Annotated in this window: 16 protein-coding genes; 8 read left to right on the forward strand and 8 right to left on the reverse strand. The window is 60.9% G+C overall.

Going from position 1 to position 21,279, the window contains the following annotated elements; translation table 11 throughout:
- Positions 1-60: 60 nt before the first annotated feature.
- The 5 genes from hslU to priA form a co-directional block, all read right to left on the reverse strand.
- Positions 61-1,395 carry an HslU--HslV peptidase ATPase subunit gene (gene hslU, locus J0X03_RS00400; protein ID WP_033645212.1) on the reverse strand — a complete coding sequence of 445 codons (1,335 nt, stop codon included), beginning with the start codon at positions 1,393-1,395 and terminating at the stop codon, positions 61-63.
- A 12-nt stretch (positions 1,396-1,407) separates the two neighbouring features.
- Positions 1,408-1,938 carry an ATP-dependent protease subunit HslV gene (gene hslV, locus J0X03_RS00405; RefSeq protein WP_004931085.1) on the reverse strand — a complete coding sequence of 177 codons (531 nt, stop codon included), beginning with the start codon at positions 1,936-1,938 and terminating at the stop codon, positions 1,408-1,410.
- 102 nt (positions 1,939-2,040) lie between these two features.
- Positions 2,041-2,973 (reverse strand): cell division protein FtsN, encoded by a 933-nt coding sequence (ftsN, locus tag J0X03_RS00410; RefSeq protein ID WP_033645213.1) that lies wholly within the window; start codon positions 2,971-2,973, stop codon positions 2,041-2,043.
- 65 nt (positions 2,974-3,038) lie between these two features.
- Positions 3,039-4,067 carry a DNA-binding transcriptional regulator CytR gene (gene cytR / locus J0X03_RS00415; protein ID WP_025304661.1) on the reverse strand — a complete coding sequence of 343 codons (1,029 nt, stop codon included), beginning with the start codon at positions 4,065-4,067 and terminating at the stop codon, positions 3,039-3,041.
- Between the two features lie 291 nt (positions 4,068-4,358).
- Entirely contained in the window at positions 4,359-6,554 is a 2,196-nt protein-coding gene (gene priA, locus J0X03_RS00420; protein WP_160204684.1) for a primosomal protein N', read from the reverse strand.
- A gap of 200 nt (positions 6,555-6,754) precedes the next feature.
- On the opposite strand from priA, the gene rpmE reads away from it, so the two are divergent.
- Positions 6,755-6,970: a 50S ribosomal protein L31 gene (gene rpmE, locus J0X03_RS00425; RefSeq protein WP_004931078.1), complete on the forward strand. Its 216-nt coding sequence runs from the start codon at positions 6,755-6,757 to the stop codon at positions 6,968-6,970.
- 77 nt (positions 6,971-7,047) lie between these two features.
- Here the strand turns inward: rpmE and metJ are convergent, their stop codons facing one another.
- Entirely contained in the window at positions 7,048-7,365 is a 318-nt protein-coding gene (gene metJ, locus J0X03_RS00430; protein WP_004931076.1) for a met regulon transcriptional regulator MetJ, read from the reverse strand.
- A 304-nt stretch (positions 7,366-7,669) separates the two neighbouring features.
- Here metJ and metB point away from each other — a divergent pair, with 304 nt between their 5' ends.
- From metB to metF, 3 genes are all read left to right on the forward strand, one after another.
- The gene (metB, locus tag J0X03_RS00435) at positions 7,670-8,830 is read left to right on the forward strand and encodes a cystathionine gamma-synthase (RefSeq protein WP_033645215.1); all 1,161 of its coding nucleotides are present in this window, start codon (positions 7,670-7,672) and stop codon (positions 8,828-8,830) included.
- Positions 8,831-8,832: 2 nt separating this feature from the next.
- The gene (locus tag J0X03_RS00440; protein WP_033645216.1) at positions 8,833-11,268 is read left to right on the forward strand and encodes a bifunctional aspartate kinase/homoserine dehydrogenase II; all 2,436 of its coding nucleotides are present in this window, start codon (positions 8,833-8,835) and stop codon (positions 11,266-11,268) included.
- A 228-nt stretch (positions 11,269-11,496) separates the two neighbouring features.
- Positions 11,497-12,393: a methylenetetrahydrofolate reductase gene (metF, locus tag J0X03_RS00445; protein WP_033645217.1), complete on the forward strand. Its 897-nt coding sequence runs from the start codon at positions 11,497-11,499 to the stop codon at positions 12,391-12,393.
- A gap of 106 nt (positions 12,394-12,499) precedes the next feature.
- On the opposite strand, the gene ppc is transcribed toward metF, so the two are convergent.
- Positions 12,500-15,136 carry a phosphoenolpyruvate carboxylase gene (ppc, locus tag J0X03_RS00450; protein WP_004931070.1) on the reverse strand — a complete coding sequence of 879 codons (2,637 nt, stop codon included), beginning with the start codon at positions 15,134-15,136 and terminating at the stop codon, positions 12,500-12,502.
- A 261-nt stretch (positions 15,137-15,397) separates the two neighbouring features.
- Positions 15,398-16,543: an acetylornithine deacetylase gene (gene argE / locus J0X03_RS00455; protein ID WP_015379410.1), complete on the reverse strand. Its 1,146-nt coding sequence runs from the start codon at positions 16,541-16,543 to the stop codon at positions 15,398-15,400.
- A 216-nt stretch (positions 16,544-16,759) separates the two neighbouring features.
- On the opposite strand from argE, the gene argC reads away from it, so the two are divergent.
- From argC to argH, 4 genes are all read left to right on the forward strand, one after another.
- Positions 16,760-17,764: an N-acetyl-gamma-glutamyl-phosphate reductase gene (gene argC / locus J0X03_RS00460; RefSeq protein WP_047025846.1), complete on the forward strand. Its 1,005-nt coding sequence runs from the start codon at positions 16,760-16,762 to the stop codon at positions 17,762-17,764.
- A 20-nt stretch (positions 17,765-17,784) separates the two neighbouring features.
- On the forward strand, positions 17,785-18,558 hold the full coding sequence (gene argB, locus J0X03_RS00465) for an acetylglutamate kinase (protein WP_033645219.1): 774 nt from the start codon (positions 17,785-17,787) through the stop codon (positions 18,556-18,558).
- A 25-nt stretch (positions 18,559-18,583) separates the two neighbouring features.
- Positions 18,584-19,804, forward strand: a complete 1,221-nt coding sequence (locus J0X03_RS00470) for an argininosuccinate synthase (protein WP_004931061.1) — start codon at positions 18,584-18,586, stop codon at positions 19,802-19,804.
- A 69-nt stretch (positions 19,805-19,873) separates the two neighbouring features.
- Positions 19,874-21,247: an argininosuccinate lyase gene (gene argH, locus J0X03_RS00475; RefSeq protein ID WP_004931059.1), complete on the forward strand. Its 1,374-nt coding sequence runs from the start codon at positions 19,874-19,876 to the stop codon at positions 21,245-21,247.
- The last annotated feature ends 32 nt before the right edge of the window (positions 21,248-21,279 follow it).

Raw genomic sequence — 21,279 nt, forward strand, 5'->3', positions numbered from 1 at the left:
AAATAATTGTGGGAGGCAATGCCTCCCACACAGATGACTGACAAGACAATGATTGAGCGATTATAGGATAAAACGACTCAAATCTTCATCCGCCACCAGTTCATCCAGATGACTGCGCACGTAATCCGCATCAATTGTAATGGATTGGCCATTAATTTCACTCGCATCGTAGGAAATATCTTCCATCAGACGCTCCAGCACGGTGTGCAGACGACGCGCGCCGATGTTCTCGGTGCTTTCGTTGACCTGCCACGCGGCTTCGGCGATGCGGCGGATGCCGTCGGCGGTGAACTCGATATTGACGCCTTCGGTGCCCATCAGCGCTTTGTACTGTTCGGTCAGCGACGCGCTCGGCTCGGTCAGGATGCGCTCGAAGTCTTCGGTGGTCAGCGCCTGTAGCTCAACGCGGATCGGCAGACGGCCCTGCAGTTCCGGGATCAGATCCGACGGATTGGCGGTCTGGAACGCGCCGGAAGCGATGAACAGAATGTGGTCGGTTTTCACCATGCCGTGCTTGGTGGACACGGTGCACCCTTCCACCAGCGGCAGCAGATCGCGCTGCACGCCTTCGCGGGAAACGTCCGGGCCGGAGCTTTGGCCGCCGCGCTTACAGATTTTGTCGATCTCATCGATAAATACGATGCCGTGCTGCTCAACCGCTTCGATCGCCTGCTCTTTCAGCTCTTCCGGGTTCACCAGCTTGGCGGCTTCTTCTTCCACCAGCAGCTTGAAGGCTTCTTTGATCTTCAGCTTGCGCGGTTTTTGCTTTTGGCCGCCGAGGTTCTGGAACATCGACTGCAGCTGGTTGGTCATCTCCTCCATGCCCGGAGGCGCCATGATTTCCACGCCCATCGGCGCGGCGGCCAGATCGATTTCGATCTCTTTGTCATCCAGCTGGCCTTCGCGCAGCTTCTTGCGGAATGCCTGGCGGGCGGCGGACGGTTCCTGGCCTTCTTCCGGCTGGCCCCAGTTGTTTTTGGCCGGCGGGATCAGCACGTCGAGAATGCGCTCTTCGGCCAACTCTTCGGCACGGGTGCGATTTTTCTCGATCGACTGCATGCGCACCATTTTGATGGCGGCATCGGTCAGATCGCGAATGATGGAGTCCACTTCTTTGCCCACATAGCCCACTTCGGTGAACTTGGTGGCTTCAACCTTGATGAACGGCGCGTTGGCCAGCTTCGCCAGACGGCGGGCGATTTCGGTTTTACCGACGCCGGTCGGGCCGATCATCAGAATGTTTTTCGGGGTCACTTCGTGACGCAGCATCTCGTTGAGCTGCATCCGGCGCCAGCGGTTGCGCAGGGCAATGGCGACAGCGCGTTTGGCCTTGTTTTGGCCAATGATATAGCTGTCCAGTTCGCTGACGATCTCGCGCGGGGTCATTTCAGACATGGTATTCGATCCTTACGCTTTGGAAGGCAATTCTTCAATGGTGTGGAAATGGTTGGTGTAAATACAGATGTCGCCGGCGATGTTGAGGGATTTCTCAACGATGTCGCGGGCGCTCAGCTCGGTATTTTCCAACATGGCGCGGGCGGCGGCCTGGGCGTACGGGCCGCCGGAGCCGATGGCGATCAGATCGTTTTCCGGCTGCACCACATCGCCGTTGCCGGTGATGATCAGCGAGGCGGTTTCATCGGCGACCGCCAGCAGCGCTTCGAGCTTGCGCAGCATGCGGTCGGTGCGCCAGTCTTTCGCCAGCTCGACGGCGGCTTTCACCAGGTGGCCCTGATGCATTTCCAGTTTGCGTTCAAACAGTTCAAACAGCGTGAAGGCGTCAGCGGTGCCACCGGCGAAACCGGCGATCACTTTGTCGTTATACAGGCGACGCACTTTCTTGACGTTACCCTTCATCACCGTATTACCCAGGGTTGCCTGGCCATCACCACCGATGACGACCTGGCCGTTGCGGCGTACGCTTACAATTGTTGTCACGAGCAGACCCTCGTTAAAGACGGAAAGAAGTCCCCGCAGCGCCTGCTTTCGCAGACGCTACGAGGCATATTGAGAGTATAGATGGGGGGGGATTGACGCTTTTCAACCCCCAACGGAGAGGGGAATGCAACTCGACATGCCGACGCCCTTCAGGCGCGAAAGGGTTTTGTCCGCTGCGGCGCGGCTGCTGTAGGGGCCGAGCACCACGCGATTCCAACCGCCACCGGCGGTGATGCGGCTTTCGATGCCCTCGAACGCCAGGCGCGCACGCACGGATTCAGCCTGATCGGTGGCGCGGAACGAACCGCATTGCACCATCCACTTCTGTTTCGATTCCGGTTTGGTGTCCTGCTTGGCCGTTTCCTGTTTCACTTCCGGTTTGGGCTCCGGCTTCGGTTGCGGCTTCGGCTCAGGCTGTTTCACCTGCGCCGGCGGCGGGGTGACTTGCTTCGGCTGCTGGTGCTGCTGCACCGGCGCGGTGGTGGCTCCGTTGTTGAACGGGTTGCGCGGCGCCTGAGTGACCTGCTGCTGTTGCTGTACCGGCTGCTGCTGCATTTGCGGTTGTTGCATCTGCTGCTGGCGGTTGCCGCGCGCGTTGGCCTGGCCCGGATCGTTATACGGCACTTCATTCAGCTGCGTCGGGCGCTGTTGCATGTCGGCCTGCATCTGCTCCAGCAGTTGCCGTTGTTCGGCGGTCAGCTGAGTTTTGGAATTGAGCTCGCCGCCGGCCGTCGGTTCGGTCGGGGTTTGCACGCCGATCTGTCGGTTTTCCAGCTCTTTGATATAGCGCCAGCGCTCTTCCGGCTTCGGCGGCAGGCCGTTGCCTGGGCGAGTGGTGTGCGCAGGCAACAACGGCGCGTCTTCCGGCTTGTTGTGCGTAATGAAATAGAGGCCACCGACAAAGACAACCAGCAACGCGACGGCTAACGCCAGCACGGTTTTGGAAACCTTCGGAGAACTGCGTTTTTTACGGCTGGGGGTTTTGCGCTTAGCTCCTGCTGCGCGCCCACGGCTTACATAGTCTTTTTGTGCCACTATTATTCCGCTGTGTCCTGATGAGAGGATAAGTCCGTCATGTTACTGAACCCTAAAATATTTGACTAGCGTTTCGGAGCAGCGGTGCTGCCTCTGATAATCAATTCACTGTCCAAGAGTCGGGAGCCGCTGGCCACCGTCTGGCCGTTCAACTGCTCCAACAGCAACAACATCGCCTGCTGGCCGATCTGGAAGCGCGGCTGCGCCACCGTGGTCAGCGGCGGATCGCAATACTGCGCCAGCTTGAGGTCGTCAAAGCCGACGATCGACAGATCCTGCGGTACCCGCAGCCCCATTTTCTTCGCCTGGGACAGCACGCCGATCGCCATGACGTCGCTGTGGCAGAACACCGCCGTCGGCGGTTTCGGCTGAGCCATCAACTGGGTCAGCGCTTGCGCGCCGGCTTCGTAGGTAAAATCACCCCGGGTAATATAGCTGCTTTCGACGGTAATGCCATTACGGCGTAGCGCTTGAACATAACCTTGCAGCCGATAATGGCTCAGCGGCATCTGTTCCGGCCCGGCGACGCAGGCGATCTGCCGGTGGCCCAATTGATGCAAATAATGCACGGCTTCAAAGGCGGCGGTCAGGTTGTCGATATGCACCGTCGGCAGTTCCAGCTCGGGCGCGAACTCATTGGCCATCACCATCGGCGGCAGGTTGCGCTGCTCTTCCTTGCTGGCGTCGAACGGTAGATTAGAGCCCAGCAGCAGCATGCCGTCGATCTGTTTGGTGATGATCAGATTGACGAAGGTGCGTTCTTGCTGGTTCTGCTGCGCGCAGTCGCCGATCAGCACCAGATAGCCTTGTTGGGCGGCGGTCTGTTCGATCCCCTGGATCACATCCGCGAAAAACGGATCGCAGATGTCGGGCACGATCACCAGGATGGTGCGAGATTCGTTGCGTTTGATATTGCGTGACAGAGCATGAGGAGAATAACCCACGGCCAGCACGGCCTGTTCCACTTTCTGACGCGTTGGCGTTGACACCTTTTCCGGATTCATCAGCGCACGCGATACGGTAGCCGTTGAAACGCCCGCCATTTCGGCGACGTCTTTCATGGTCGCCATGGATAACTCTTTCTTGTGTTCCAACGCCTTTCTCCTTGCGTCAGCCCCATGCCGACGCCACTACTGCTGTTTGCTCACAATGTCCGGCATGCGGTGGCGGGATTGTTGTCATTGAGCGCCACTCGCGTTCGAGCACTCCGTCGCGCTGCGATGTGGCGACAAAATTTGCCCTCGCAGACATTCTAAACAGAATACGCCCCGCCTTTGTTACCTAATTTGCATAAAAAATGTGACCTGAGAAGGTTTTTTAGCGTTCACTCGCAATTTAAAGGGTAAACGTTTGCATGACGGCAGCTAAATCGGACTTTTCCGGGATCAGCTGTCGATCGGATCGACATCCAGCGTCCATTTCACCTTGCGCGTTTGCGGCAGGGTGCCGATCAGCGGCAGCGAGCTTTTCATCAGCTGTTGCAGGACGCGCCGTGTCGGATGCTGCAGCAGCAGCTGCCAGCGGAAACGGCCGCCGCGTTTGGACTGCAGCGCCGGCACCGGGCCCATCACCCACAGCGAATCGTCCTTAAGCGGACTGGCTTCCAACAGATTGCGCAGCTGCTGCAGGAACAGCGGGGCCTGTTGGTTATCGTGATCTTCGGCGCGCACGATGATGTGGCTGGTGTAGGGCGGTAGAAACACGCTGTTGCGCTCCGCTAGCGTCTGTTTGGCGAAGGCGTCGTAACCTTGTTGCAGCAGCACCTGCAATAACGGGTGCTCCGGGTGGTGGGTTTGCAGCAGCACTTCACCCTGTTTGCCCGCTCGCCCCGCGCGCCCGGAGACCTGGGTATAGAGCTGAGCAAAACGCTCGGCGGAGCGGAAGTCGGCGGAGAACAGCGCGCCGTCCACGTCCAGCAACGCCACCAGCGTGACGTCGGGAAAATGGTGGCCCTTGGCCAGCATTTGCGTGCCGATCAGAATGCGCGCTTCGCCGCGATGAATATCCGCCAGATGCTGCTCCAGCGACCCTTTGCGGCTGGTGGTGTCGCGATCGATGCGGGTGATCGGCGTGTCGGGGAACAGCGGCGCCAGCTCATGTTCCAGCTGTTCGGTGCCGACGCCGACCGATACCAGGTGGGTGGAGCCGCACTGCGGGCATTGGTGCGGCACCGGTCGCTGGCTGTCGCAGTGGTGACAGCGCAGCTGGCGCTGATGCTGGTGGAAGGTGTAATAGTGATCGCAGCGCTGGCACTCGGCGATCCAGCCGCACTCGTGGCACAGCAGCGCCGGGGCGTAACCGCGGCGGTTGAGGAACAGCATCACCTGATTGCCGGCTTTTAAATGGTGCTGCATGCTTTTCAAAAGCGGCTGCGACAGGCCGACCTTCAGCGGCAACCCTTTCAGATCGATCAGATGCTGCGCCGCCGGTTTGGCGTTGCCCGCGCGCTGGGTGAGCTTCAACTGGCGATATTTGCCCAGCTGCACGTTGTGCAGTGTTTCCAGTGCCGGCGTGGCGGAGCCCATCACTATCGGGATATCTTCTTCCCGGGCGCGGAACACCGCCAGATCGCGGGCGTGGTAGCGCCAGCCTTCCTGCTGTTTATAAGAGCTGTCGTGCTCTTCGTCGATGATGATAACGCCCAGTTGCCGGAACGGCGTGAACAGCGCCGAGCGGGTGCCGATGACGATAGCGGCTTCGCCGCTGCGCGCGCGCAGCCAAACCGCCAGCCGTTCGCTGTCGTTCAGCCCGGAGTGCAGCACGTCCACCGGCGCGTTGAAGCGCTCGCGAAAGCGGGCGATGGTTTGCGGCGTCAGGCCGATTTCCGGCACCAGCACCAGCGCCTGCCGGCCTTTGGCCAACACGTTTTCCAGCACGCTGAGATACACCTCGGTCTTGCCGGAGCCGGTGACCCCGGCCAGCAGCCAGGCGGCAAACTGCTCATCTTCGCTTCGGATCGCCCCGACGGCGGTGGCCTGTTCGGTATTCAGCCGCAGCCGCTCGCCGAGCACCGCAAAGTTGGGGCGCCAGTCCTGCGTGGCCGCGACCTGAGCGCGCAGATCGATCAGCCCTTTGGCGCGCAGCGCCTGCAGGGCGCTTTCCGTCAGCTCAAGCTGGCTGACCTGATGGCGATAGACCGGGCGTTGCAACAGCGCCGCCAGCGCCTGCTGCTGTTTCGGCGCGCGTTTCAGGCTTTCGGGCGGCGTGGCGCGCCCCTCTTCGGTGGCGAACCACTGCCACAGCGGCGCGGCCTCGGCCGGTTTGCCTTGGCGCAGCAGGATCGGCAGCGCGTGGAACAGCACTTCGCCGATGGGATAGTGGTAGTAATCGCTGGCCCAGCGCAGGATGCGCCACAGGCTGGGGGAGAACAGCGATTCCGTGTCGATCACGCTGTCGATCGGTTTGAGCTTGTCCAACGGCAGTTCGCTGGTGTCGCTGCAGCCGGTGACGATGCCGATTGCATGCTGCCTGCCCCAGGGCACGCCCACGCGCGCGCCGGCCACCGGCTGCATGCCGGACGGCAGCAGATAGTCGAAGGTGCGGGCGAGGGGGACCGGCAAAGCAACGTGTACGACGGGCATGATCTCATCCAAATTGAAAAAAAGTGGGCATCAGTTTACACGGCGCATCGTCAAATGTACGGTTCCGATTGCGCGCCCCGACTAATGCTGTATAATTTGCCGCCTTTGGTATAATTCGATACCAAAATTCTATTATCAACCACGTGTGGTGTCTGGCGAAACAGGGCTGGATAGCGACACGGCCTTAACTGAGGTTTCCCATGAAACAAGGTATCCACCCAAAATACGAAGAAGTTACTGCTAACTGCTCTTGCGGTAACGTGATGAAGATCCGCTCCACCGTGGGCCACGATCTGAACCTGGACGTTTGTGGCGCATGCCACCCGTTCTACACTGGCAAGCAGCGTGACGTTGCTACCGGTGGCCGCGTTGACCGCTTCAACAAGCGTTTCAGCGTACCAGGCGCTAAGAAATAAGATTTCTTATCGACCGATGAAAAAGGCGCCCTGGGCGCCTTTTTTCTTTTCTGCCGCCGACGTTCGCCGGGCGGTTCTCAATATTCCCAGGTATCGGGATCGACACCCAGTTCGCGCATCAACGCTTTTGCGGCTTCCGGGATTTCATCGCTGCGCTCTTTGCGCAGGTCTTCATCGTTCGGCAGCGGCTGGCCGGTAAAGGCATGCAGAAACGCTTCGCACAGAAGTTCGCTGTTGGTGGCGTGGCGCAGGTTGTTCACCTGGCGACGGGTCCGTTCGTCGGTGAGGATTTTCAGGACCTTCAGCGGAATGGATACCGTGATCTTTTTGACTTGCTCGCTTTTTTTACCGTGTTCAGCGTAAGGGCTGACATACTCGCCGTTCCACTCAGCCATGGGACACCTTAACTTTGTCAGAAAAATTACAAAATTCTAAAAACCGGCCAATTATGCCCGATCTTCACTGTTCTCACTAAATAAATGTCAATTTTACGCGACCAGGGTCACTGAATGCCCCGCTTCGGCCAGGCATTGCCGCTTAACATCTTATCGTCATGTCATATCGGCATAATTTTAGCGGGTATTGTGTCATTGCTCAATCTATACGCAAAGAAGTTTAGATGTCCAGATGTATTGACGTCTATCAATCCTGCGATTACTCTTTAGGCCTCATTCACCGAACCGAGAGCCGAGCGAGCCCATGACGCGTAAACCAGCCACGATTGCCGTACGCAGCGGCCTGAACGACGACGAACAGTACGGCTGCGTTGTCCCGCCGATTCATCTGTCCAGCACCTATAACTTTACCGACTTCAATCAACCTCGAGCTCATGACTACTCGCGCCGCGGCAACCCGACGCGCGACGTGGTGCAGCGCGCGTTGGCGGAGCTGGAAGGCGGCGCCGGCGCGGTGATGACCGGCAGCGGGATGTCGGCGATCCATCTGGTGACCACCGTACTGCTGAAGCCCGGCGATCTGCTGGTGGCGCCGCACGACTGTTACGGCGGCAGCTATCGGTTATTCGACAGCCTGAGCAAGCGCGGCGCTTATCGCGTGCTGTTCGTCGATCAAGGCAATGAGGCCGCCCTGCAACAGGCGCTGGCGCAAAAGCCGAAGCTGGTGTTGATAGAAAGCCCCAGCAATCCGCTGCTGCGGGTGGTGGACATCGCGGCGATCTGCGCTGCCGCGCACGCGGCGGGCGCGTTGACGGTGGTGGACAACACGTTCCTCAGCCCGGCCCTGCAACAGCCGATCGAACTCGGTGCCGATCTGGTGGTCCATTCTTGCACCAAATACCTGAACGGGCATTCGGACGTGGTGGCCGGCGCGGTGATCGCCAAAGATCCTGAGCTGGCGGTCGAGCTGGCCTGGTGGGCGAACAACATCGGCGTGACCGGCGGCGCGTTCGACAGCTATTTGTTGCTGCGCGGCATGCGCACGTTGTCGCCACGCATCAAGGCGGCGCAACAAAACGCTGAAGCGATTGTTGACTATTTACAGCAGCAACCGCTGGTGAAAAAGCTGTATCATCCCTCCCTGCCGGAGAATCCGGGGCATGAGATCGCCCGTCGTCAGCAGCGCGGTTTCGGCGCGATGCTGAGTTTTGAACTGGACGGCGATGAAGCGGTGCTGCGCCGTTTTCTCTCTGCCCTTGAGCTGTTTACTCTGGCAGAATCGTTGGGCGGCGTAGAAAGCCTGATCTCGCATGCAGCGACCATGACTCACGCCGGCATGGCGGCGGAGGCGCGGGCAGCGGCCGGCATCTCCGAGAGCCTGCTGCGCATTTCCGTGGGTATTGAAGACAGTGAAGATTTGATTGCCGATCTGGAACGCGCTTTCCAGGCGGCGGCAACGAGGTAAGCATGAATGCAATTGCTGTAGCAGGGCCGGTGAGCGGGCGTCAACTGCACAAGTTTGGCGGCAGCAGTCTGGCGGATGTGAAGTGTTATCTGCGTGTGGCCGGGATTATGGCGGAATACAGCCAGCCGGGCGACATGATGGTGGTATCGGCCGCCGGCAGTACCACCAACCAGTTGATCAACTGGCTGAAGCTCAGCCAGAGCGATCGCCTGTCTGCGCACCAGGTGCAGCAGACGTTGCGTCGTTATCACAGCGATCTTATCAGCGGCCTGTTGCCGCCGGAAAGTGCCGAGCCGCTGATCGCCGAGTTCATTCAGGATCTGGAACGCCTGGCGGCGCTGCTGGACGGCAATGTCGACGAGGTGTGCTACGCCGAAGTGGTCGGGCACGGCGAGATTTGGTCGGCGCGCCTGATGGCGGCGGTGCTCAACCACCTGGACATGCAGGCGGCCTGGCTGGATGCGCGTGACTTCCTGCGCGCCGAGCGCGCCGCGCAGCCGCAGGTGGATGAAGGCCGTTCTTACCCGCTGTTGCAACAATTGATGGCCCAACACCCGGGTAAACGCCTGGTGGTGACCGGGTTCATTTCGCGCAACGACGCCGGGGAAACCGTGCTGTTGGGGCGTAACGGCAGCGACTACTCCGCCACTCAGGTCGGCGCGCTGGCCGGCGCTGCGCGCGTCACCATCTGGAGCGACGTGGCCGGGGTTTACAGCGCCGATCCGCGCAAGGTGAAAGACGCCTGCCTGCTGCCGCTGCTGCGTCTGGACGAAGCCAGCGAGCTGGCGCGTCTGGCTGCGCCGGTGTTGCACACCCGTACCCTGCAGCCGGTCTCCGGTAGCGATATCGATCTTCAGCTGCGCTGCAGCTATCAGCCGGAGCAGGGCTCGACGCGCATTGAGCGCGTATTGGCTTCCGGCACCGGCGCCAAGATTGTCACCAGCCACGACGATGTGTGCCTGATTGAACTGCACGTTGCCGCTCAGCATGACTTCAAACTGGCGCAGAAAGAGTTGGATCTGGTGCTCAAGCGCGCGCAGATCAAACCGCTGGCGGTGGGTATCCACCCAGACCGCAACCTGGTGCAGCTGTGCTACACCTCCGAGGTGGTCAACAGCGCGCTGGCGACGCTGCAGGCCGCGGTGCTGCCAGGCGAGCTGCGCCTGCGCGAAGGGTTGGCGCTGGTGGCGATGGTCGGCGCCGGGGTGTGCAAGAACCCGCTGCACAGCCACCGTTTCTATCAGCAGCTGAAAGATCAGCCGGTCGAGTTTATCTGGCAGGCGGAAGATGGCATCAGCCTGGTGGCGGTATTGCGCCAGGGGCCGACCGCGCTGCTGATCCAGGGGCTGCACCAAAGCCTGTTCCGCGCCGAGAAGCGCATCGGTCTGGTGCTGTTCGGCAAGGGCAATATCGGGTCGCGCTGGCTGGAGCTGTTCGCCCGTGAGCAGACCAATATCTCCGCGCGCAGCGGCTTCGAATTTATCCTGGCGGGGGTGGTGGACAGCCGCCGCAGCCTGCTGAACTATGACGGGCTGGACGCCAGCCGCGCGCTGGCATTCTTTGAGGACGAAGCGCAGGAGCTGGATGAAGAATCGCTGTTCCTGTGGATGCGCGCGCACCCGTTCGACGATCTGGTGGTGCTCGACGTGACCGCCAGCGAAGAGCTGGCCGGGCAGTATCTGGATTTCGCCAGCTACGGTTTCCACGTGATCAGCGCCAACAAGTTGGCGGGGGCCTCGTGCAGCGACAGCTATCGCCAAATACGCGACGCCTTCGCCAAAACCGGCCGCCACTGGCTGTATAACGCCACCGTCGGCGCCGGCCTGCCGGTCAACCACACGGTGCGCGATCTGCGCGACAGCGGCGACAGCATTCTGGCGATCAGCGGCATCTTCTCCGGCACGCTCTCCTGGCTGTTCCTGCAGTATGACGGCACGGTGCCGTTCACCGAGCTGGTGGATCAGGCCTGGCAGCAGGGGCTGACCGAACCGGATCCGCGGGTCGATCTCTCCGGCCAGGACGTGATGCGCAAGCTGGTGATCCTGGCGCGCGAGGCGGGCTACGACATCGAACCGAACCAGGTGCGGGTCGAGTCGCTGGTGCCGGCGGGGTGCGAGCTGGGCTCCGTCGATCAGTTCTTCGAGAACGGTGAGGCGCTGAATCAGCAGATGCAACAGCGCTTTGAGGCCGCCAGCGAAATGGGCCTGGTGCTGCGCCATGTGGCGCGTTTCGACGCCAACGGCAAGGCGCGGGTCGGCGTAGAGGCGGTGCGCCCTGAGCATCCTCTGGCCTCGCTGCTGCCGTGCGACAACGTGTTCGCCATCGAAAGCCGCTGGTATCGCGATAATCCGCTGGTGATCCGCGGGCCGGGCGCCGGCCGCGATGTGACCGCCGGCGCGATCCAGTCAGACCTTAACCGATTGGCGCAGCTGCTTTAATCCTCTGCGGGCGCGGGCTCACCGCGCCCCTTGGCTTTTCCTGCCATACTTATCTTTGTCGCGATCATGAAATTCCCTCGTTGAGCGGGTGAGGATTAATCATCTTATTCCCCTCATTTTCCTGTTGACTCTTTAGCCAACATGCGGCATTTTCTATCTAGACGTCTAAACGTATAGACGCTCATCAAGATGAAATAAAAACAGTGATCGATAAGAGGTGAGCAGGGTATGAGTTTTTTCCACGCAAACCAGCGGGAAGCGCTGAATCAGAGTCTGGCGGAGTTGAACGGCCAGATTAACGTATCATTCGAGTTCTTCCCGCCACGCACCAGCGAGATGGAAGAGACCCTGTGGCAGTCGATCGATCGTCTGAGCATCCTCAAACCTAAATTCGTTTCCGTCACCTACGGCGCCAACTCCGGCGAGCGCGATCGCACCCACAGCATCATCAAAGGGATCAAGGAACGCACCGGCCTGGAGGCGGCGCCGCACCTGACCTGCATCGACGCCAGCCCGGCGCAGCTGCGCGACATCGCGACCGATTACTGGAACAGCGGCATCCGCCATATCGTGGCGCTGCGCGGCGATCTGCCGCCGGGCGGCGGCAAGCCGGAAATGTACGCGACCGATCTGGTGGCGCTGCTGAAAGACGTGGGTGACTTCGACATTTCCGTCGCCGCCTATCCGGAAGTGCACCCGGAGGCGAAGAGCGCCCAGGCCGATTTGATTAACCTGAAACGCAAGATCGATGCTGGCGCTAGTCGCGCGATTACCCAGTTCTTCTTCGACGTTGAGAGCTACCTGCGCTTTCGCGACCGCTGCGTCGCCGCCGGTATCGACGTGGAAATCGTGCCGGGCATTCTGCCGGTGTCCAACTTCAAGCAGCTGCAGCGCTTCGCCACCATGACCAACGTGCGGGTGCCAAGCTGGATGACCAGCATGTTCGAAGGGCTGGACGACGATGCGGAGACCCGCAAAATGGTCGGCGCCAACATCGCCATGGACATGGTGAAGATCCTGAGCCGCGAAGGGGTGAAAGATTTCCACTTCTATACGCTGAACCGTGCAGAGATGAGCTACGCGATCTGCCACACGCTGGGCGTGCGCCCGGTGGCCGCCGCCTGACGGGCTTGTTCCATTGAAAAGGGCGCCGCTTTACCGCGGCGCCCTTTTTTTGTGGGGGAAAGGCATAAAAAAGCGGCCCCGATAAACGGGGCCGCGATGAGGCTCACTAGCCGGTGTTGCGCATCCCGGCGGCGACGCCGGCGATGGTAACCATCAACGCCTGCTCCACGCGGGCGTCTGGCTGCTCCTGCTGGCGCGAACGGTGCAGCAATTCGGCCTGCAAGACGTTCAACGGGTCAGTATAGACGTTGCGCAGCGCGATGGATTCGGCGATCCACGGCAGGTCTTCCATCAGGTGCGCATCGTTGGCGATGGTCAGCACCACCTTGATGTCGCTTTCCAGCTGATCGCGCAGCTGTTGGCCCAGCGGCCACAGCGATTTATCCACCAGGCGCTGATCGTAGTATTCCGCCAGCCACAGGTCGGCTTTGGCGAACACCATTTCCAGCATGGCGATGCGGGTGGAGAAGAACGGCCAATCGCGACACATCGCCTCCAGCTCCGCCTGTTTGCCGGCTTTCACCGCTTCCTGCAATCCGGCGCCGGCGCCGAGCCAGGCCGGCAGCATCAGGCGGTTCTGCGTCCAGGCGAAGATCCACGGAATGGCGCGCAGGCTCTCTACGCCGCCGTTCGGTTTGCGCTTGGCCGGGCGCGAGCCCAGCGGCAGTTTGCCCAGCTCCAGCTCCGGCGTGGCCGCGCGGAAGTAAGGCACGAAGTCCGGGTTTTCACGCACGTAGCCGCGATACATTCGGCAGGAGGTCTCGGACAGGTCGTCCATCAGCGCCCGCCATTCTTTCTTCGGTTCCGGCGGCGGCAGCAGGTTGGCCTCGAGGATCGCGCCGGCATACAGCGCCAGGCTGCTGATGGTGACTTCCGGCAGGCCGAACTTGAAGCGGATCATCTCGCCCTGTTCGGTGACGCGCAGGCCGCCCTTCAGGCTGCCCGGCGGCTGCGACAGCAGCGCCGCATGCGCCGGAGCGCCGCCGCGGCCGATGGAACCGCCGCGGCCGTGGAACAGCGTCAGCGCCACGCCGGCCTTTTCACAGGTTTTGATCAGCGCGTCCTGCGCGCGGTACTGCGCCCAGGAAGCGGCCATCACGCCGGCGTCTTTCGCCGAGTCGGAATAGCCGATCATCACCATCTGTTTGCCCTGGATGAAGCCGCGATACCAGTCGATGTTCAGCAACTGGGTCATTACGTCGTCGGCGTTGTTCAGGTCGTCGAGGGTTTCGAACAGCGGGGCGACCGGCAGCGCGAACGGGCAGCCGGCCTCTTTCAGCAGCAGGTGCACCGCCAGCACGTCGGAAGGCGTGCGCGCCATAGAAATCACATAGGCGGCGATCGAGCCCTGCGGCGCTTCGGCAATCACCCTGCAGGTTTCCAGCACTTCCTGCGTGTCGGCGCTCGGTTGCCATTTCAGCGGCACCAGCGGGCGTTTGGAGTTCAGTTCGCGGATCAGGAACGCCTGTTTATCGGCTTCCGACCAGCTTTCATAATCGCCCAGCCCCAGATAGCGGGTCAGCTCGGCGATGGCTTCGGTATGGCGGGTGCTCTCCTGACGCACGTCGATGCGCACCAGCGGCACGCCGAAGCAGCGCACGCGGCGCAGGGTATCCAGCAGTTGACCATTGGCGATGATGCCCATGCCGCAGGCCTGCAGCGACTGGTAGCAGGCATACAGCGGCTCCCACAGCTGCTCGTTGTTCACCAGCAGGTCGTGCGGTTTCAGCACGCGCTCGCCCTTCAGGCGACCTTCCAGATAAGCCTGGGAACTCATCAGCTGGCTGCGCAGCTGCTTCATGATTTCGCGGTAAGGCTCCTGCACCTCATCGCCGCCGGCGCGGGCGCGCAGCTCCGGGGTGCACTCGGTCATCGACAGCTCGGAGACCAGCACCTGGATGTCGCGGGTAAACAGGTCGCAGGCTTTCCAGCGGCTGAGCAGCAGCACATGGCGGGTAATTTCGGCGGTGACGTTCGGGTTGCCGTCGCGGTCGCCGCCCATCCAGGAGGTGAAGCGCACCGGCACCGCTTCCACCGGCAGGCTGTAATCGATGGAGTTTTCCAGCTGTTCGTTGAATTCGCGCAGGAACGCCGGCACGCCTTCCCACAGGCTGTTTTCCACGACGGCAAAACCCCATTTGGCTTCGTCGATCGGAGAAGGGCGGTGTTTGCGAATTTCATCGGTGTGCCACGACTGGGCTACCAGCTGACGCAGGCGGCGCATGATCTTGTTGCGCTCGTAGTCGGCCAGATCGTTGTGATCGAGCTGGCTGAGGCAGGTGTTGACCTCCACCAGCTTGTGGATCAGGGTGCGGCGGGTGATCTCCGTCGGGTGCGCCGTCAGCACCAGCTCGATGGAGAGTTGCGACACCGCGTGCTGCAGCTCTTTGTCGCTGAGCTTTTTGTCTTTGAGGCGGCTGAACAGTTGAGCCAGCGCTTCCGGATTGCTGGCGGCTTCGCCGTTGGGCGAAATGCTGTGGTACTGCTCGGCGACGTTGGTCAGGTTGAGGAACTGGCTGAAGGCGCGCGCCACCGGCAGCAGCTCGTCGTTGGACAAGTTCTGCAGGGTAGAAAGCAGCTCCTGGCGATGCGCTTCGTTGCCGGCGCGTGAGGATTTGGAAAGCTTACGGATGGTCTCAACGCGATCGAGAATATGCTCGCCCAGCGCTTCTTTGATGGTATCGCCGAGCAATTTGCCGAGCATACTGACATTACTGCGCATTGCCGAATATTGTTCGTTCATATAACCCCTGACCCAGTTCTGTATGTATGATTTTTATCTTGTAAATAAATTTCACGCGTCAGGCGCAGACCGCCTGCCTGATCCCATCGCGTTCCTGTCCAATCGTCAATTGACACTATTTTTAGCAAAAAAACATCAAAATCGGCGCATTTTCTGAAATTTAATTACGCCGCGTGGGTTATCAGCGTGGCTTATTTCGCTGCTTTCTACTTATTTTGAGTTAGGGGAAGCATAAAGCATTTCCCCTGCTAAATGTCGGGTTTATTGCCGGCAAAAGTGATTGACCAGCTGGCCCAACAGTTTGCGCGTCGGTTCGATAAACGCGGTGTCGATGTATTCGTCCGGCTGGTGGGCCTGATCGATGGAACCGGGGCCGAGCACCAACGTCGGGCATACCTGTTGCACGAACGGCGCTTCGGTGCAGTAGTTGACCACCTGCGTGCGGGTGCCCAGCAGTTCCTCGATCACCGCCACCATGCGGTGGTCGGTCGGGCATTCGTAGCCCGGCACCGACGCGTGCAGCTCTTCGATGGTCAGGCGGCCCGGCCAGCGTTGGCTCACTGGCTCCAGCGCCTGATGCATCAGTTCGTTGATGTTGTCGAGCGTCATGCCGGGCAGCGGGCGGATATCCAGGTGCAGTTCGCAACAGGCGCAGATGCGGTTGGCCGCGTCGCCGCCGCTGATATGGCCGAAGTTCATGGTGGGATAAGGCACGGCGAACGCCGGGTTGTTGTAGCGCTCCTGCAGGGTCTTGCGCAGCTCCATCAGGCGGCCGATGGACTCGTGCATCAGATCGATGGCGTTGACGCCGCGCGCCGGATCGCTGGAGTGGCCGGACTGGCCGACGATGCGAATGGCGTTGGCCATGTGGCCCTTGTGCGCGCGCACCGGCTGCAGCGAGGTCGGCTCGCCGATGATGGCGAAATCCGGACGAATGGCGGTAGAGGCGGCGAAGTAACGCGCGCCGGCCATCGTCGTTTCTTCATCTGCGGTGGCTAAAATGTACAACGGCTTGGTCAGCTTGCTCGCGTCGATATCGCGCACCGCATCCAGAATAAAGGCGAAGAAGCCTTTCATGTCGGCGGTGCCCAGCCCGTAGAGCTTGTTGTCGTGCTCGGTCAGGGTGAAGGGATCGCGCGTCCAGCGGCCTTCGTCGTAAGGCACCGTATCGGTGTGGCCGGCCAGCAGCAGGCCGCCGCTGCCTTCGCCGATGCTGGCCAGCAGGTTGAATTTGTGGCGCGACTCCGGCACCGGCTGTACGTCGACGCGAAAGCCCAGGTCGGCAAACCATCCGGCCAGCAAGTTGATTAACGCCTCATTGCTCTGATCGAGGCCGGCATCGGTGGCGCTGATTGACGGAGTGGCGATCAACGCCCGGTACAGCTCAATAAATGGAGGTAATTTCATCTTCACTGTTGACAGCCTTAGGTTAGGATAGTATCAATATTCATGCATTTATTTTGAATAAAAATACAGTAAGCCGAAGCGTAAGGGAACCCGATGCCCGGATGTTTATAAAAGCATCAACGCCTGGCTCCGTGGGTGAACGGCGCAACAACGCTGGCTAGCCCTGTTACCTGGGTCGCAAGCGACCGCACGTCAGTTTAGAAGGTGAAAGGCCACATGTTGAATACGCTGATCGTTGGTGCCAGCGGTTACGCCGGAGCGGAGCTCACGGCTTACCTGAATCGCCACCCACACATGAACATAACCGCTTTAGCGGTTTCAGCGCAAAGTGCAGATGCAGGAAAGTTGCTTTCCGATCTCCATCCCCAGTTGAAAGGCATCGTCGATCTGCCGCTGCAGCCGTTGACTGACGTCGCCAAGGCGGCGCAGGGCATCGATGTAGTGTTCCTCGCCACCGCCCATGAAGTCAGCCACGATATCGCACCGGCTTTCCTGGCGGCGGGCTGCGTGGTGTTCGATCTGTCCGGCGCCTTCCGCGTGCAGGACGCCGGTTTTTATAGCCAGTACTACGGTTTCGAGCATCAGCATGGCGCTCTGCTGGAGCAGGCGGTGTACGGCCTGGCGGAGTGGCAGAGCGACAAGATCAAACAGGCGCAGCTGATCGCGGTGCCGGGCTGTTACCCGACGGCGGCGCAGCTGGCGCTGAAACCGTTGATCGAAAAACAGCTGCTGAATCTGGATCAGTGGCCGGTGATCAACGCCACCAGCGGCGTTAGCGGCGCCGGGCGCAAGGCCAGCATGACCACCAGCTTCTGCGAAGTGAGCCTGCAGCCGTACGGTATTTTCACTCACCGGCACCAGCCGGAGATCGCCGCGCACCTGGGCGTGCCGGTCATCTTTACGCCGCACCTGGGCAATTTCCCGCGCGGCATCCTTGAAACCATCACCTGCCGTCTGAAAGCCGGCGTGACCGCGCAGGACGTCGCGGCCGCCTATCATGCCGCCTATGACGACAAGCCGCTGGTGCGGCTGTACGACCAGGGCGTGCCGGCGCTGAAATCGGTGGTGGGGCTGCCGTTCTGCGACATCGGTTTTGCGGTGCAGGGCGAGCATCTGATCGCCGTGGCGGTGGAAGACAATCTGCTGAAAGGCGCGGCGGCGCAGGCGGTGCAATGCCTGAATATCCGTTTCGGCTTCCCGGAAACCCAATCACTCCTTTAAACCAGCGTGAGTAAACAGCAATGAACCCGTTAATTATCAAGTTAGGTGGCGTGTTATTAGACAGTGAAGAAGCGCTGGAGCGTCTGTTTACCGCGTTGGACAGCTATCGGCAGCAGCACCAGCGCCCGCTGGTGATCGTGCACGGCGGCGGCTGCGTGGTGGACGAACTGATGAAGCAGCTCGCTTTGCCGGTGGTGAAAAAGAACGGCCTGCGGGTCACGCCGGCCGATCAGATCGACATCATCACCGGGGCGCTGGCCGGCACCGCCAACAAAACGCTGCTGGCGTGGGCGATTAAACATCAAATCAACGCCGTCGGCCTGAGCCTGGCGGACGGCGGCAGCGCGGTCGTGACCCCGCTCGATCCGGCATTGGGCCACGTCGGCAACGCGCAGCCCGGTTCGCCCGCGCTGCTCAATACCCTGCTGGGCGCCGGCTACCTGCCGGTTGTCAGCTCCATCGGCATCACCGCCGAAGGGCAGTTAATGAATGTGAACGCCGATCAGGCGGCGACGGCGCTGGCGGCGACGCTGGGGGCGGACCTTATCCTGCTGTCGGACGTCAGCGGCATCCTCGACGGCAAGGGCCAACGCATTGCGGAAATGACGGCGCAAAAAGCGGAACAACTGATCGCGCAAGGCATCATCACCGATGGTATGGTGGTGAAGGTGAATGCGGCGCTCGACGCTGCCCGCACCCTCGGCCGCCCGGTGGATATCGCCAGCTGGCGCCATGCCGATCAGCTTCCTGCTTTGTTTAACGGCGTGTCGATTGGCACCCGGATCCTCGCTTAATTTTAGAATTAGAAAGGAATAGATCATGCAAAACCAAGGCATCAAAAAAATCGTTCTGGCGTACTCCGGCGGCCTGGATACCTCGGCCATCATTCCATGGCTGAAAGAGAACTACGGCGGCTGTGAAGTGGTGGCGTTCGTGGCGGACATCGGCCAGGAGCGCAGCGATCTGGAAGGCGTGGAGCAAAAAGCCCTGCAGTCCGGTGCCTCTGAATGTCACGTGGTCGATCTGCGTGAAGAATTTATCCGCGATTACGTTTATCCGGTGCTGCAGACCGGCGCCCTGTACGAGGGCAGCTACCTGCTGGGCACCTCGATGGCGCGGCCGATCATCGCCAAGGCGCAGGTCGAGCTGGCGTTGAAAGTGGGCGCAGACGCGCTGTGCCACGGCGCGACCGGCAAAGGCAACGATCAGGTGCGTTTCGAAACCACCTATACCGCGCTGGCGCCGCAGCTGAAAGTGGTAGCGCCGTGGCGCGAGTGGAACCTGCGTTCCCGTGAAGCGCTGCTGGATTACCTGAAAGAGCGCAATATCCCGACCACCGCATCGCTGGAGAAAATCTACAGCCGCGATGAGAACGCCTGGCACATCTCCACCGAAGGCGGCGTGTTGGAAAGCCCGTGGAACGCGCCAAACAAGGATTGCTGGGTATGGACCGTCGATCCGCAGGAAGCGCCGGACCAGCCTGAGCAGGTGACCGTTACCGTCGAGAAAGGCCGCGTCGTGGCGGTTAACGGTAAAGCGCTATCGCCGTACCAGTGCCTGGAAACCCTGAACGCGCTGGGCGCCAAGCACGGCGTCGGCCGTATCGACATCGTGGAAAACCGTCTGGTGGGCATCAAATCCCGCGGCTGCTATGAGACCCCGGGGGGCACCATCATGGTGGCGGCGCTGCGCGCCATCGAGCAGCTGGTGCTGGATCGCGACAGCTTCAAATGGCGCGAGCAGCTGGGCCTGGAGATGTCCTATGTGGTGTACGACGGCCGTTGGTTCGCGCCGCTGCGCCGCTCGCTGCAGGCCTCTGCCGAAGCATTGGCTGAAGAGGTGAACGGTGAAGTGGTGCTGCAGCTGTACAAAGGCCAGGTGACGGCGACCCAGAAAAAATCCGCCAACAGCCTGTACTCCGAAGAGTTCGCCACCTTCGGCGAAGACGAAGTTTACGATCACAGCCACGCGGGCGGCTTTATCCGCCTGTTCTCTCTGTCTTCACGCATCCGCGCGTTGAACGAGAAAAAGAATAAATAACCGATTGGCGTGACTCTGCAAGGGCGCAGCATGCTGCGCCCTTTCGCATAAAAATTCAGGAGTAAAGGTATGGCACTTTGGGGCGGACGGTTCACTCAGGCGGCGGATCAGCGGTTCAAGCAACTCAACGATTCGCTGCGGTTCGATTATCGCCTGGCGGAGCAAGATATCGTGGGCTCGGTGGCTTGGTCGAAGGCGCTGGTGACCGTTAACGTGTTGACGGCAACGGAGCAACAGCAGCTGGAGCAGGCGCTGAATGCCTTGCTGACGGAAGTCCAGGCCGATCCTTTGGCGATCGTCCAAAGCGATGCCGAAGACATCCACAGCTGGGTGGAGCAGAAGCTGATCGAGAAGGTCGGCGATTTGGGCAAGAAGCTGCACACCGGCCGCAGCCGCAACGATCAGGTCGCGACCGATCTGAAGCTGTGGTGCAAACAGCAGATCGGCGATCTGCATCAGGCGATCGTCCAGCTGCAGCAGGCGCTGGTGGAGACCGCCGAAGCCAACCAGGATGCGGTGATGCCGGGGTATACCCACCTGCAACGCGCGCAGCCGGTGACTTTCGCGCACTGGTGCCTGGCCTATGTCGAGATGCTGGCGCGCGATGAAAGCCGCCTGCAGGATACCCTGAAACGGCTGGACGTCAGCCCGCTGGGCAGCGGCGCGCTGGCCGGCACCGCGTATCCTATCGATCGCGAGCAGCTGGCCGGCTGGCTGGGTTTTGCCTCGGCGACCCGCAACAGCCTGGACAGCGTATCCGATCGCGATCACGTGCTGGAGCTGCTGTCCAACGCCGCCATCAGCATGGTGCACCTGTCGCGCTTCGCCGAAGATCTGATCTTCTTCAACAGCGGTGAGGCGGCGTTTGTCGAGCTGTCTGACCGCGTGACCTCCGGCTCTTCGCTGATGCCGCAGAAGAAAAACCCGGACGCGCTGGAGCTGATCCGCGGCAAGTGCGGCCGCGTACAGGGCGCGCTGACCGGCATGATGATGACGCTGAAAGGCCTGCCGTTGGCGTACAACAAAGACATGCAGGAAGACAAAGAAGGGCTGTTCGACGCGCTCGACACCTGGATGGACTGCCTGCAGATGGCGGCGCTGGTGCTGGACGGCATTCAGGTTAAGCGCCCGCGCTGCCGGGAAGCGGCGGAGCAGGGTTATGCGAATGCCACCGAGCTGGCGGACTACCTGGTCGCCAAAGGCGTGCCGTTCCGCGAAGCGCACCATATCGTCGGTGAGGCGGTGGTAGAAGCCATTCGCCAGGGCAAACCGCTGGAAGCGCTGCCGCTGGCGGATTTGCAGCAGTTCAGCGCGACGATCGGCGACGACGTCTATCCGATCCTGGCGTTGCAATCCTGCCTGGACAAACGTGCGGCCAAAGGCGGCGTCGCGCCGCAGCAGGTGGCCGCGGCAATCGCCGCAGCGAAACAGCGTTTGGCTTGACGACGAGGGCGGCCTGGCGCCGCCCTTGAACC

It is taken from the genome of Serratia ureilytica, from assembly GCF_017309605.1.
Taxonomy (GTDB): Bacteria; Pseudomonadota; Gammaproteobacteria; order Enterobacterales; family Enterobacteriaceae; genus Serratia; species Serratia ureilytica.